The 15380-nt window shown below is 40.3% G+C and carries 11 protein-coding genes; 5 read left to right on the top strand and 6 right to left on the bottom strand.

All coding sequences use genetic code 11. The annotated features are described in order from the left end of the window. Nucleotides 1-25 precede the first annotated feature (25 nt). The 5 genes from AC13EX_RS12975 to AC13EX_RS12955 all read left to right on the top strand — a co-directional run bounded on the left by AC13EX_RS12975 (nt 26) and on the right by AC13EX_RS12955 (nt 6000). Nucleotides 26-472, top strand: a complete 447-nt coding sequence (locus AC13EX_RS12975; RefSeq protein ID WP_482893009.1) for a DUF417 family protein — start codon at nt 26-28, stop codon at nt 470-472. An 11-nt stretch (nt 473-483) separates the two neighbouring features. After that, nucleotides 484-1893: an FAD-dependent oxidoreductase gene (locus tag AC13EX_RS12970; RefSeq protein ID WP_482893008.1), complete on the top strand. Its 1410-nt coding sequence runs from the start codon at nt 484-486 to the stop codon at nt 1891-1893. Between the two features lie 68 nt (nt 1894-1961). Then, complete coding sequence (locus tag AC13EX_RS12965) at nt 1962-2624, top strand: peroxiredoxin-like family protein (RefSeq protein ID WP_482893007.1); 663 nt, start codon at nt 1962-1964, stop codon at nt 2622-2624. Nucleotides 2625-3405: 781 nt separating this feature from the next. After that, complete coding sequence (locus AC13EX_RS12960; RefSeq protein WP_482893006.1) at nt 3406-4323, top strand: DUF302 domain-containing protein; 918 nt, start codon at nt 3406-3408, stop codon at nt 4321-4323. A gap of 231 nt (nt 4324-4554) precedes the next feature. Next, a complete protein-coding gene (locus AC13EX_RS12955; protein ID WP_482893005.1) occupies nt 4555-6000 on the top strand; it encodes a nucleoside hydrolase-like domain-containing protein in 1446 nt (481 codons plus the stop codon). 84 nt (nt 6001-6084) lie between these two features. Here the strand turns inward: AC13EX_RS12955 and AC13EX_RS12950 are convergent, their stop codons facing one another. From AC13EX_RS12950 to AC13EX_RS12925, 6 genes are all read right to left on the bottom strand, one after another. Then, nucleotides 6085-6873 carry an NIPSNAP family protein gene (locus AC13EX_RS12950; protein ID WP_482893004.1) on the bottom strand — a complete coding sequence of 263 codons (789 nt, stop codon included), beginning with the start codon at nt 6871-6873 and terminating at the stop codon, nt 6085-6087. A gap of 185 nt (nt 6874-7058) precedes the next feature. After that, the gene (locus AC13EX_RS12945) at nt 7059-7895 is read right to left on the bottom strand and encodes an endonuclease/exonuclease/phosphatase family protein (RefSeq protein ID WP_482893003.1); all 837 of its coding nucleotides are present in this window, start codon (nt 7893-7895) and stop codon (nt 7059-7061) included. A gap of 226 nt (nt 7896-8121) precedes the next feature. Further along, entirely contained in the window at nt 8122-8892 is a 771-nt protein-coding gene (locus AC13EX_RS12940) for an endonuclease/exonuclease/phosphatase family protein (RefSeq protein WP_482893001.1), read from the bottom strand. A gap of 13 nt (nt 8893-8905) precedes the next feature. Continuing rightward, nucleotides 8906-10072, bottom strand: a complete 1167-nt coding sequence (locus tag AC13EX_RS12935; protein WP_482893000.1) for an Sb-PDE family phosphodiesterase — start codon at nt 10070-10072, stop codon at nt 8906-8908. Between the two features lie 13 nt (nt 10073-10085). Beyond that, entirely contained in the window at nt 10086-11840 is a 1755-nt protein-coding gene (locus AC13EX_RS12930) for a RagB/SusD family nutrient uptake outer membrane protein (RefSeq protein ID WP_482892999.1), read from the bottom strand. 19 nt (nt 11841-11859) lie between these two features. Further along, nucleotides 11860-15378 (bottom strand): SusC/RagA family TonB-linked outer membrane protein, encoded by a 3519-nt coding sequence (locus tag AC13EX_RS12925; RefSeq protein WP_482892998.1) that lies wholly within the window; start codon nt 15376-15378, stop codon nt 11860-11862. Between the last annotated feature and the right edge of the window lie 2 nt (nt 15379-15380).

The raw sequence follows: 15380 nt of genomic DNA, 5'->3' as shown, positions 1-15380 counted from the left end.
CAAAGCCTACTTTTAAACACAAATTATGCAAAACAAAATTTCAACACTCGGTTATAATATAGGAGTATTTGGCACAGCCCTCATACTTATTTGGATAGGATTGTTTAAGTTTACTCCTACAGAGGCAGCATTAATAAAGCCATTGGTAGAAAATCACTTCGCCATGAATTGGCTTTATAGTCTCTTGTCCTTACAGGCAGTTTCAAACCTTATAGGTTTCTCAGAAATTGTCATCGGGGCATTATTGTTTGGCACAATGTATTGGCCACAATTAGGAAAAATTGCCGGCATAAGTTCCACTGTCATTTTTATTACCACCCTTAGCTTCCTTATCACCACTCCCGGTGTTTGGAAATTAGTTGATGGCTTTCCAGTTACAGATTTCTTTTTGGTCAAAGACATCCCTTACCTTGGCGTATCATTAATGGTTTGGGGTAATTATTCAAAGGCTAAAGTTGATACTGAATTATAAAAAACGCAACAATGAACGAGATAACACTTTACGGTGCCGACTGGTGTCCTGATTGCCGAAGAGCAAAAGCTTTCTTATCCGAAAATAATATTGACTTCACTTTTATTGATGTAGATCTCGATGAAACTGCTACAAAAAAAGTAGAGGCAATAAACAAAGGCAAGCGTATAATCCCAACCTTGATAATCAATGGAAAAAGTTATACCAATCCGGATAATGCAGCACTTTCCAGTATCCTAGGGATAAACGAAGAGGGAAGGGTTATCCTTTACGGTGCCGATTGGTGCCCGGACTGTATCAAGTCAAAGTCCTTTTTGGTAGACAATAAAATTAACTTTCAATACATCAATATTGATGAAAACGAATGGGCCATTCCCATAATTGAAAAAATCAACAATGGGAAAAGGAAAATTCCAACCATTCTCATTGATGAGGACATCTTGGTGGAACCTGAAAACGAAGCGCTGAGAATTGCCCTCAAATTGGATGAAGAGAAAATTACTAAGGTATTTGATAGTATTATCATTGGAGCTGGTGCCGCTGGCTTGACTACTTCTATTTATGCCCAAAGAGACCGATTCAGTACTTTAATTCTAGAGAAAAAAACGGTAGGTGGAAATGCCTTTTTAACCGAAAAAATTGAAAATTATCCTGGCTTTACTTCCATTTCAGGTCCTGACCTAATGGACAAAATGGAAGAGCAAGCAAGAGTATATGGTGCAACCATAAAGACAGGCGAAGAAGTGGTAAGCATAGAGAAGGTCAACAACCTTTTTAACGTGAGGACCAAAACAAATTTGTTTTTTGGGCGCTCTGTGGTACTGTCTACAGGTTCTACTTACGAGAAGCTCAACATACCAGGCGAAAGCGAGTTGATAGGTGCGAGTGTGCACTTTTGCGCTACCTGTGATGGCGCCTTCTACAGAGATAGGGAAGTGATTGTTATAGGTGGTGGAAACTCGGCTTTGGAAGAAGGCATCTTTCTTTCTGGCTTTACGAAGAAAGTAAAAATCATAAACCGAAGCGCCTCCTTTAAGGCATCGCAAACCTATATAGATAAACTGCCTGAACTTGACAATGTAGAAACCCATTACAATAAGGATGCTTTAGCATTGGATATTAACCAAGATGGAAAATTTGCAGGCTTGAGAGTTAGGGATTCGATTACAGGTGAAGAAGAAGTGATCAGTGCTGATGGCGTTTTCATCTTTGTGGGCCTAAAACCCAACAATGCAAGTTTTAAAGGTTTGGTGGAAATGAATGAACGTGGTTTTATAACCACCACAGGTTTGGCAAAAACATCGGTCCATGGAATATTTGCCGCAGGAGACAACCGTGAAGGAGCCATCGCTCAGGTGGCTGCTGCTACTGGCGAAGGGGTTTTGGCTAGCTATGGATTGAGAGAGTTTCTAAAAAATTAATTTATAATCCTTGGCATCGTTTTTAGCCGACTAGTGTATAGTTATTGGAATTAAAAGCTATGGGTAATATGAATGAACAAGCAAGAGTGACCTTACAGGAAGAACTACAACAGCAAAAAGACAAGTTCAATGAAACTGCTCCTGACGAAACTAAAATCACCTATAAAAAAGGCATAGATGAAGTTGTGGAAAGTGGCTTGGTTGAAAAAGCCCTACAAGTAGGCGAATCGGCTCCGGATTTTGTATTGAACAATGCAAAAGGAGAAATAGTAAAACTTTCTGATCACTTAAAAAATGGCCCAGTTGTTCTTACCTGGTACCGGGGAGGCTGGTGTCCTTATTGCAACCTAACCTTGTATCATTTACAGCAAACTTTACCAGCATTCAAAGCACTTGGTGCCCAACTTCTGGCATTGACGCCAGAACTTCCAGACAAATCACTAAGTACCTCAGAAAAGAACAATTTAGCATTTGAAGTATTAAGTGACATTGACAATAGAGTGGGGAAACAGTACGGCATCGTCTTTCAACTTCACGAAGGAGTGGCAAAAATATATGGCCAAAAGTTCAGTCTCAGTGCTTACAATGGCAATAAAGAAAATGAACTCCCACTTGCTGCTACCTATATTATTGGTCAGGATGGCATTATAGAATATGCCTTTTTGGATGCGGATTATAGAAACAGAGCTAATCCAGAAGACCTGGTGGCCTTTTTAAAAAACAAGAAATAAGCGGGTGCTAAGGCCTAGATCAGGTAAACCCGTGTTTGATTTTGTCGGTATTGTTGCATTTTTCTCGTAACAATGCTGACAAAATCTACCCCTGTTGTACCTATTTTAACCCGAAATATGCAATAGACAATCTATTACGTGCTGAAATCGCTTCAAAATCACCCACTTCGTTGCTGCTTTCAATTTCACCATAGCGGTGTTATATTAAAATATCCAAACAGTCTGATTTTCTTGCGATTGCAACACTTCCCGTAAACACGGGACAGGCATCACCCCTGACCTTGTCAGGGCGGAGAAATCCTATTACATAATCCGGGTTTAAATTTAGCATTTATTGATATGTCGTAAGAGAAGCTTTATCCATCCAAGAAATCCGATTTAGCTTAAACTTCTGAGAAAATAAACTCCCTAAATCCTTTAGCTTTAGTGGCTATAAAGGAAATCTTCAGTATTACCAGAAAAAACGCAATCACACCTTTTCCCGAGAGAAGCCTTAAAGGCTGCAACATTAATAACCACGGGCGCTTAACCCGTGGACAAGGAAAAACATGTGGATGATTTTGGCGGCATTGTTGCATTTTTTTTCCGCAATAATGATGACAAAATCTAACCGAAGCAGGCTCAATTAAAACGTAAAAAAGGGCACCAACTAACGTTATATTACTACCTATAAAAACGCCCCAACTTACTGGAAAAGTGAAATTAAATATTGGAACAGTTATTGAAGTACAAATAACAACTTAAAAAATATAATCTAAGTATCTATTTAAAGAAATTTGAAATGTATAAAATAATCTCAATTTTCAGTTGTGTGCTCATAATGGCTGCCTGTGATGTTACTTCCGACAACGAGCCAGATAAAGACATTAACCCTAAAGTTACCGGCACAAAATTTGGGATGAGTAAAGTCCCCATGGAGGAGGCTTACACCGCATTAAAAACGGGACTGAATAACAACGATCAAATCGGAATAGTGGCAGAAGTAGATCATGCACAAAACGCTGCCTCTGTCGGTAAAGAGTTAGGCCCAACCAAAATTATCTTCTTCGGAAACCCTAATCTTGGCACTCCTTTAATGCAAAAAAATCAGCTTGCGGGATTAGACCTCCCACAAAAAGTATTGTTTTACACAATGGAAGATTCCGTTTATGCCCTCTACAATAGCACAGAATATTTGGCATCGCGTCATGCCTTAGGTGGGGAGCAGAGCCTCACTCAGATTTCCGCAGCACTGGAAAACCTCGTAGGTGGAGCAATACAAAATGATCTAAGCAGTAGTGTCTCTCAATCGGTTACAGCAAATGAAGGGATAGAAACAGTAACGAGCTCCCAAAATTTCGAAGCTACCTACCAAAGTTTAAAAACCATCATTTCCGAAAATGAAAACCTCTCCATCTTGGCGGAATTGGACCATCAGGCAAATGCCCAAAGCAAAGGACTTGAATTGAGGCCTACAAAAATCATAACTTTCGGAAACCCAAATTTAGGTACACCATTAATGCAGGAATCTCAAACAATAGGTTTGGATTTACCCCAAAAAATTCTTGTATGGGAAGATGCTGATGGTAAAGTCCACCTTTCTTACAATGACCCTGAATTTTTGAGTATGCGTCATCAGATTACAGGAAGTGAGACGGAAATTGATCAAATCAGCAATGCCCTTCAAAATATAACCAACGCCGCAGCTGGGAACAATTGATTTCCCCTACCGCTCTCTTAGCTTGTTTTAGGTAAATCAGCAATATGCTTTTATAAGAATCTTCACTTGATCTATTGGTCAAGTGAAGATTTTACTTTTAGTCCAATCCTACTCATTTTATCAGGTGATGGTTTCTTAGATAATTTATTTGGTCTAGTGGCTTGTTTTAGGCAATACTTTTTGATAGATTAAAAACGTAATAATTAGCCTAACCTATTTAACATTAAACCTATGAAACCATTTAAACATTTTTCACCCCTACTATTATTCGTACTCCTAATAAGTTGCCTCTGTGGGGAGATCTCTGCCCAAGAAAAACCATTAAAACCTAGGGTCATCGTCACAAGTGATGGAGAAATAGATGATGAATGCTCCCTGGTTCGATTCCTGCTTTATGCCAATGAATGGGACATAGAAGGGATCATTACCTCCAGTTCTCAGTACCATTGGCATGGACACAAATGGGCAGGAGACGACTGGGCAATTCCTTACTTGGAAGCTTATGCAAAGGTTCAACCCAACCTCCTCAAACATGATAAAGCGTTTCCCGCCGCAGCCTACCTCAGAGAACGCACTTTTCTCGGTAATGTAGAGACCGAAGGAGAAATGGAAAAAATAACAGCCGGCTCCCAACATATCGTTAAAGTGCTTTTGGATGAATCTGATGATCGCCCGATTTGGATTCAGGCCTGGGGCGGAACCAATACCATCGCAAGGGCATTGAAAACAATAGAAAAAGACCATGCAGACAAGATGGAAAAAGTAGCCCGTAAAATCCGATTCTATTTTATCTGGGAACAAGACGATACCTACCAAAAATACATTCGGCCTGTCTGGGGAAAATTCAATATCCCAACCATCATCTCAGATCAGTTTATTGCCATTTTCTATCATTGGAAAAAGTATCTTCCAGCTGAACAACAGAAATACCTGGATGCCGATTGGATGAAGGAAAACATTCTGAAAGGCCACGGCCCATTGTTATCCATGTATCCTGCGCATAAATCAGGAGACAAGGGTTTCGAAGAAGGAGACTTTAGATCCGAAGGAGATTCTCCTGCCTTTCTCCATACCATTCCTACAGGTTTACGAAGCATGGAATCACCGGACTTTGGAGGCTGGGGTGGCAGGTACGTAAAGGTGAGGGAAAACACCTGGCTAGACCCTGTGGCTGACCCTTCTTACAAATATCCTGAAGGAAGGTGGTATGGAAATTCTGCATGGGGGAGAGAGCGGCTCAAAGAAGCCATTCCCAATGACCAGGAGTTGACGGATTATTTGGAACCGTTTTGGCGTTGGACCGCAGCAATGCAAAACGATTTTGCTGCACGTGCCGATTGGACCATCAAATCCTACCAGGAGGCCAACCACGAACCTACCGTCGTCCTTGCTCACCCTCAGGACTTATCCCTTAAGGCAGGAGCAAAAATAAAGCTAAGTGCAGCAGGTTCACATGACCCAGATGGGGATGAACTAAGGTATTCCTGGTGGCAATACAAGGACCCTGGAACGTATAAAGGAGAGGTATTGATCCAGAAAGCAGGAAATCAAAAAGCTACGCTAACAGTACCTAAAGATGCCAAGCCAGGTCAAACCATCCATGTCATCTGTGAAGTGACTGACAATGGAAGCCCTCAATTGACCAGATACAGGCGTGTGATAGTTACTGTAATTTAAAGTGGAGAGAATCAAAAAAGCATATTTGTAAAAAGGTAATAATTTATGACTGGAAAATGAATTTCCAGTCATAAATCTACATTATCAAATGTCCGAATAATCGGTAGGATATAGAAAAAGCGTTACATTTTTTGAGACATTGTTCTGGTATTGTGGAAGTGAAGACAACTCTTTCCAATAAGGATCTGAACGAAATTTATCCCAATGGGCATCACGGTCAGCTTTATTTTCAAAAGTCGTCATGTACATCAGGTTTGGCATTGTTGGCCCCGAAACAACCTCACCATAAAAAACAGCATTGAATCCCAATCTTTTAAAAAGACCAACTTCGTCACCATCATTGAACATCTTGATCTTGTTTTCTGATATCTTCTCAGTATGGCCTTCATAGCTACGCAATTCATAAATCCTGTCTTTATTTGGCCCACTCAAATCAGGAACACCATATTTTGGATTTTTCTCGAAGGCATTCAATAAAATTGATTCGATTCTATCGTAAGGAGGATTGGTATAGGGTGCATTTAGGTATTTGGCACCTGCTGATTGGAATTGTTGGTCCTTGGCAAGTTTGGAATCGATTTTAGAAAACTCCTTTTGAGAACTAAAGGGTATCAGCACATAAATTAACTTTTCATTGGGCTTTTTTCCCTCAGTTGAAGCAACAGGTTTGAATACCCCAATATGCTCAATTCCAGCCCTATGCATGGCCGGGAGGTATGCTTTTTCCAAGTAGGTATCAATAACATTTTCCTGCTCAGTGGAGGAAAAATGATAAATTTTTATTTGATAAAAGTCTCCTTTACCAGCAAAGGACAACCCAGTATTCAGCATTATAATGGCTAGCGCTGAAAATAACATTATGGTACTTTTCATAGTAATTTTTAATTAATTGAAATTGCTTGTCCGTAAGAATCCACTTAGGTTTCTCAGGATCAATGATTCAAGCCCTCATGGCAAATTTTTCTCAAGTTATCTAAAAAAACAGATAACCTGAAACTTCTAAACCTACAATTTAAAAAGCCAAAATGATCAAATTTTTAAGACCATAAAAATAATACTTACTGCTTTAACCTCAGCTTTGCCAATACCGGCAAGTGATCAGATGCATAATGCTCTTGAATAACCTCATGAAACAGCGTCTGGATTCCTAAACCAGATGAATACAAAATAAAATCAATGGCTTTACTGGGCTTGACCACAGGAAAGGTATTTGGGCAGCTCTGGGCACATGTTCGGTTATAGGTTTTGTCCAGATGGGCCATGGTCTTACTGTTTGCCTCCACATTAAAATCTCCCACCAATACCACAGGTAATGCTTCATTTTCAAAGTAACTTGTGATGGCCTTTGCCTGATCCAGTGCATTGTCATCACTTGTATAATCTAAATGCGTATTGCCAAACCTGATCTTTTTCCCTTCAGGGAATTCAACTGTAATAATGGAAAGTGTCCTTCTCTCTGTACCTGTTTCCTCGGGAAGATAAAGGGTTTCCATTTGTGATATTGGGTATTTAGATAAAATGGCCGTTCCAAAAGCGCCCCCTTTATAATCGATGCCCTTGGAAAAGTAAAACTCCATCCCGGTGAGCCTTGCCAATTCTTTCGCTTGATCCAGGTGCTTTCCAGATCTTTCATTGTTGACGTCAATTTCCTGCAAACCCACTACATCCGCCTTTGAATCAATTATAACTTTAGCAATCCCATCCACATCTATCAAACCTGGTTTACTAGCAGGATTGCAATGATGCACATTGTAACTGAGTACTTTGAGCTCAAGTCCATCAACCCGTTCAGGTTGGTATTCGGAATCAACAATTTCGGAAGGCTCCTGGGCATTGGTGCAAGAAGTAAAAAGAAGGGTGAAAACTAAAAGAAAAAGGTAAGGTAATTTATTCATAAAATTGATGGTAAAAAGTTTATAGCCTGGGGTCGACCCAATTTCATTAAACCGCTATCGTTAGGATTAGGAAAGACATTTTTCAGAGAAAGTCAAGGGAATCCCCTGCGAAGAGGTACTGCAGAAACCTTCCCTGCCTCAACCTCTCCTAAGAGGGCTCGCAGTGACTATTTGGTTGGATTTAATGCGATCTAAAATAGCGTTCAAGTTTATAAGAAATTAATAATTAGTTGAAATTCAGCACCAAATCTGCTTCGAGCGGCAGATGATCTGACCAATGGATGCTAGGAATATGGACCCTGTTTGCCTTTTCCAGGTTTTTCTTACTCGTCCAGATAAAATCAATTTTTTTGACAGGATTTATAGTGGGGAAAGTAAAGCCCAGATTTTCATCTGCCATTTTAAACTGTTGGGAAAGCAATTTCATTTCGTCCGTTCCTGGTAAAGCATTGAAATCACCAGTAAGAACAACTGGAACATCTTTCTTAAAAAAATCCAAAGTCTCAGCTGCCTGAATCATTCTTGTCGATTGGTCCAGGGCGTAATGAACCGTAACAAAATCAAGCTGCTGTCCATTTGGCAAGGAGATTCTTGCACCCAGCAATCCTAGTGACTTTTTTTCGCCATTTTTCATGGAAGTGATCTTTCCATTTTGTTGGCTATTTATGGGATATTTTGACAAGATTCCCAATCCATATGCCCCACCATCGTAGGCAAAATGTCTTAGGAAAACATAATACATTCCCGTAATCTCGGCCAAAACTTTCATTTGATCTACATTGCCTGAACGGTTGCACATACTGTCTACTTCCTGTAAACCGACCAAATCAGCATGACTGCGCTTGATGTATGCACCCATTTCCTCAAGTGTATTCACTTCATTTTTATCTGCCCCATGATGAATATTATAGGAAATTACTTTAAGAGCTTGTGCATGCAAAGCTTGCTCCTTTACCAGGAGCAAGCAAAAGGCGAATAATAAAATTTTATAATTCATGGGGCTATATAATTTACTTTTTCCCTTCGGTAGAAAGTATAAATTCAGTAGTTAAACCTGCATCAGGTGAAACCAGAACGTTTTCAACAGTTAAATTAATGCGTGTTTCCTCAGGATATTTCCATACCGCTTTCAAGATTACTTTTGTGGTATCATGGGGGCTAATTTTTACTTGTCCCAAAGGATACCCTTCAATATCGTATTCAGCTGTAATTGTAGTCTGAAAAGGAATATCACTATTATTAACGAAGTTAACAACCATCAGTGGTTCTGCTTTCCGTAATTTTCGCTCTACATATACATCTAAGGAAGCCTTGAATAAAGCTTCGGCTTCGAATTTTCTGGCGACAACATAGTCACCAAAATACAAGGCTGTTCGCTTAGCAAATAAGGCTTCTTCAACTCCTGCTGCTGATTTCTCTTTTGCAAAAACCAAGGTCATGGGTCGGTGGGTATCTTTGTACCTTGGGTGATTGTCATAATGTTCGTCCGTATTACAAAGCATCGCCAAATCATGTTCCAAGGCCATCCTATGGGCTATCACATTGTAATTTCCGGAATTGACCACTTCCACTCCGTCCAAAATATCCCTGTCCAATAATTCCTGATGAAAAGCTGTAAACAATACGGTGTCCTTCTTGTCCCACCAGCTCCAGCTTGGGTGATTATATACCACAAAGGCATTCTGTTTTTGGGCAGCAAGAAATGGCCCCATCAATTGATCATGCGTAATGCTGTCCTTCATCACAAATTCAGCTTTTCCACTTTTCATGTAGGCGGTGGGTAAAATATTCGCATCCTCCAGAAACAATGCATTGTGATGGTAGGGGGCTACCCGTGGGGAAATTTCTACACCTCTGATGATGATCAAACCCTTATTGGCTGCCGCTTTTGATGCAATTTCATAGGATTGATTGTAATCTTTATCAATTAGATCGGGAAAGCCTTCGTAATCGATATGCTCGGTAAGTGAAATCACATCCAGGTCATCCCTTAGTGCCTCTTTGACCCGAAAGGTAGGCCATACATGTCCATCAGAAAAAACGGTATGCATATGGAAATCACCTTTAAGCGTATAAAACCCAGGAATATCAGGAACAGTTATTTTACTGTTTTGAGCGAAAGAAATACTGCTGATGACCATGGCCACCAGCAGTAAAATTTTAAATTTCTGTTGCATAATTAGTAATAAATCAATCCCAGCCTGGGTTTTGTTCAAGGTTTGGATTCAACAGAATGTCTGAATTGGAAATGGGATGAAGGTATTTCTTTTCAGAAAATTCTCTTTCTTCATCATCTCTCCAGATCAGGTGACCTTTGGTACTTTCAGAAAGTTGAGAAGCAGTTCCATCAATAATATAATAGATCACACCAGGGACTTTTGTCTCAGGAACCGTCTGCACGAAAGAAACATCAGGTGTTCCATTGCCATCCAAATCCATTAGCATATCTAATCCGGGAACATAGATTCCTTTCCATTGCATTTCCATTAATTCACCTTTTTTCCAACGAAGAAGATCATCATACCTAAACCCTTCGTAACAAAGCTCTATGCCCCTTTCCCTTCTAATTTCAAGTAAAAACTTGTCTGAAATATTAGGGAAGTAGGTGTTTTGGAGATAACTATCTGCAGTAGCCGGTACCACTGGATTAACGCCAGCTCTTTCCCGAAGCGTACCAATGGTTTGATACCATATGTTTTCATCAAATTCTCCTAGTTCGGCTTTTGCCTCTGCATAATTCAAGAGAACTTCTGCGTATCGGATCAGCGGAATAGAATTGTAAGCTTCTGAAATTCCGTCTAGTCTTTTGTCGTCAAGACTATGTTTCAATATATGATAACCAGTGAAAGTATAACCGAAATTTGGTGGGGCTGCACTCCCATCACTTCTGGTATAGCCAAGGGAACGGACAGTTTGTCCAAGTCGGGCATCTCTATCTTTCATTTCCTCAACAAATAAGAATTCATCATACCCTTGCTTGTCTGTAAAGCGACTGCCATCAGTCATCAGGTAGGTATTAATAAATTGCTTGTTCAAGCCCCAACGTGCTCCATAAGTAGCGCTATTAAACTTCCATGTGATATTGTGCCACCTTCGCAAGGCATTGTTGTAAACCACAGCAAACATTGTTTCTGTGTTGACTGGATTTTCGCTGGTAAAAAGCACCCTATAATCTGTAGCAGGAGTTCCATTATTATACAGCGAATACATGCCAGCATCCATTACTTTTTTTGCTGCATCTGCAGCTTCCGTCAAAAATACATTTGCGGTAGCGGCTAGCCCAGCTTCAGAATGGTATTTTCTGAACGTTCCTTCAAAAAGAGTGACCCTTGATTTGAAAGCCAAAGCAACTTGTCGGGTAACCATTGAGGAAGTATTGTCCTTAGTGTCCCTAATATGCTCCACTGCAAAATTTAAATCTTCCAATACATTGTTCATCACCATTTCACGAGAATCTCTTGGTTTGTAGAGTTCTTCCTGATCAGAAGTATCAAGCGTTTTTGTATACCAAGGCACATCTCCATACTGTTTCACTTTTTCAAAATAGAACCAGGCTCGAAAGAATCTTGCAATGCCTTCGTAATGGTCTCTGGCTTCCTTCGGAATGACTTCATTGTCAAAGTTTTCAAGAAAATAGTTGATATTTCTTAAATTTGTCCAGTTCCATGAACCTTCATCTACGGAAGAATACGTTCCTGAAATGAAAGTAGGAGATTGATTTTTAGAAGTAAAATCACCCATTTCATCACTCTGAACTACTGCCAACCCACTTGGAAGCATCCGTTGATAGAAGGAAGTGGTATATAACTCCAGGTCTTTTTCGGATTGGAAAAAGGTATTCGGCACCAATTTATCCACTGGCTCGGTTTCCAAAAAGTCTTCACAGGAACTGAGAGACAAGATGGAAAAGATGGCCATTGATAGTAATAGCAATGATTTTTTCATAATCAAATAGCGTCAATAATTAAAATGAAAGGTTCAAACCGAGGGTATAGGTTTTTAGCATAGGATAGGCATCTCCCTGTCCATGGCTATTGGTCATGCCTCCAGTGGGAGATTCGATAATTTCCGGATCAAAATTGTCCGTATGTTTGTAGAGTCCTGAAAATGTCAGAATATTCTGTCCACTTACGTAGACCATCGCTTTTTTCAGCCCCACCTTACTAATAAGCTGTGCTGGAATGGTATAATCGAGGGTCACGTTTTTCAATCTTAAATAACTGGCATCCTGTAAAAACCTTGTTTGAGGTGCACCAAGTGATCTGGTAGTACTCAATGCGGTATAGCCTCTGAATCGTGGGAAATAAGCTTCAGGGTTTTCTTCGGACCAGATGTCATTCATCATGATTTCAGGCTGGAAACCATAAGGACGGTTATAAGGGCCATAGAAAAGATCTGCTTCAGGAGCAAAGTACCAATCCCGCTTGCCTATACCCTGGAAGAATGCGGAAAGACCAAAGCCATTCCAATCGCCAGAAAGCGTGAAACCAAATTGGTATCTTGGCGCATTGTTTCCAATAACTCTTCGATCTCCGGGATCATCTACTGAGTTAGTACCTTGGTTTATAACTCCATCATTGTTCAGGTCAGCAAACTTTAAATCCCCTGGAAGCCATTGCCTGTTATTAGAGTTAATGATGTAACTCTGATCAGCGTGACTAGCAACATCCTCTGCTGAGGTGAACAATCCCATGGTTTCATATCCCCAGATTTCGCCAATACTGGAACCCTCATAATAGGTGCTTGAGATAAGTTTATTGGGATTATTAAACTTTGTGATTTTTGCTTTACTGTCCCATACTGAACCAGAAACACTATAACTGAAAGGTTTTGAAGCCAGGGAAAATTCATCTCTCCAAGCCATGGTGTATTCCCAACCTTTAGTAGACAAGTCAGCAAAATTTCCGTAAGGAACTGTTGCTCCGAAGACATTTGGCAAGGGCTCACCATAGGTGAACATATCCGTAGTCAATCGGTTGTACCAGTCAAAGCTCAAGGTGAATTTTCCACTGTACATGGAAGCGTCCAAACCTATGTCAAAGGTAGTGGCCTTTTCCCAGGTAAGCCCAGAAGGAATCGCTCCAGGTAAATAGGTATATCCTTTTTGAATGCCATCCAAAATCACACTTGTTTTAGCAACAGTCATAGTTTCCATATAGCGGTATGGCGCCACATTCCCATTGCCAAGTGTGCCATATGAGGAACGGATTTTCAGGTTGTCCAACCAACTTTTGGTAGTGCTCATAAAGCCTTCCTCGGAAAGATTCCAACCTGCAGAAACCGATGGGAAAAAGCCATACCGCTGGTCACTAGGGAATTTGGAGGAGCCATCATACCGACCATTGAATTCCAATAGGTATTTCTCATTAAAACGGTAATTGAGTCGGTAAAAAGCACCCATATACCTCCACTCACTTCCTCCACCACTAATGGTATAATTAAGGCCATCCATTAGGTTGAAATCTGGCTTGGTCTCTACCAATAAGCCATCTCGCTGAGCGTTTAAGTTTGACGCACGATTGCTTTCCACATTATAACCCAAAAGCAAGCTGAAGTCATGCACTTCGTTAAAACTCTTTTTTAACTCGGTTGTAATATTTGAGCCCCAATAGGTGTTTTCATCTGTCAACTCCCGCAGCAAACTTTGACCAAATCGTGCAGTCTGACCCGGTGCCGAACTGTAGTTTACAAAATTATTGAACCGAGAATCTTTATTAAAGGTCTTGGAAAAAGTGAAATTGGCTTTAAAAGTCAATAGGTCACCAAAAGGAGTGGCCGTAAGCGTAGGTGTATTTCTTACAAAGAATTTGCTCTGATCCGATTTACTGCTACCATCTACATAGGAAGCACCTATATAAGAACCGGATTGCGTAAATGTCCCGTCAGGGTTTTGCATTACCGCCATTGGAAATCCTTGAACTGCCAAATACCTCCAAATTCCAGCATCGCCATTGGCCAAAAGGGGATATTCATATTTGTATGTACTGAGGTCAAAGTTATTTTGAATCGTCAACCAATCAGTAAGCTTTACTTCTCCTTTTGCCCTTAGATTGTACTTGTCAAACCTGTCAGAAGAGTACCTAAAAATCCCGTCTTGGTGATAATAAAGGCCAGATATATAATAACTGGCTTTGTCAGTTGCCCCCGAAGCACTTATAGAAGCTTCTGTAGCAGGCATTTTATCCTTATGCAGGTAATCAAACCAATCGGTACTACCAAAATACTCATAGCGATTCAACTCTTCATTGAAAACCGTTTCTGGCAAATTTGGGTTATCGTTATGATTTTTCAGCTCTTCTAGGTATTCGAGTGAAAAAGGGAAAATACTGTTTACCGAGATAGGGTGGGTTTTGTAATCGTACCAACCAGTAAATGCCTCATCAAAGTTTTTGGCCCACTCATAACCATTTGTTACAAGGTTAGGAACTACTGTTCTCTGGTTTACAGAATGGCTGATTTTAACATCTACTCCAGAATGTCCTTTAACTGGGTTTTTGGTGGTAATCAAAACCACACCAAAAGCTGCTCTTGAACCATAAACAGCTGCAGAGGAGGCATCTTTCAAAACAGTCACACTTTCTACATCATTGGGATTGACCAAGTTTGGATCTCCTTCTACTCCATCGATCAACACCAAGGCATCACCACCTGCTCCAATGGATGTCGCACCACGAATATTGAATGAGGCTGATCGTGTTGGACTACCATCGACCATCTTGATATTCAGGTTGGGTAAAGCTCCTTGAAGCATCCTTGTCAAATTGGGTGAGGGTCTATTTTCAATGGCTTCTGAGCCAATCTGAGATACAGCCCCAGTCAGGTTTATTTTTTTCTGGGTGCCATATCCTACGATTACTACCTCTTCCAGCTCCTGAGGATTAAGGGTGAAAACAATGTTTTCTCTCACAATTGGTAGCACTTTAGAATCATAGCCTAAAGCCGATGCCTTGATTTCTTTGCCTAGCAAAGACTCATCAATCTCCATAAACCAATTTCCATCCAAATCAGCCATTGCCCCTTGGCTGGTTTCCGAGATATATACACTCGCACCTGTTATGGGTTCATGCGTCTCAGCGTCCAAGACCCTACCAGAGAGATTGATTTTCACTTCAACCATTTTCTGGGATTTCTTTAAAGTAGGTTTGACCGCTATGGATTCATTCACTTGTTTAAAACCAAGCTTTGCTTGAGCTGCCACCTCATAAAGTAATGTTTCAAGGTCTGAATTACCCGAAAGAGCAATTGCTTTGTTTTCAACCGCTTCAGGGTTAAAATGGAACCTAAACGTGGTTTGTTTTTCAACTAAATGAAAAAACGCAAGTACAGATGTCTTTCTGGACTGAATGGAAATTTGTGTCTCGTTTAGATGCTGCGCCTGAATGTTGTTGGCAATGGCCATTCCACTTAGGCAATTATTCAGCATTAACACAAGCATTAAGTACTTTGAGGTATCCCAAATGCTTTGTAGTAGTTTTTTTTTCATAA

The sequence above is a fragment of the Cyclobacterium sp. L-R genome, assembly GCF_056859355.1.
The sequence above is the reverse complement of the archived record's forward strand: the minus strand, read 5'-3'. Positions and strand labels throughout refer to the sequence as shown.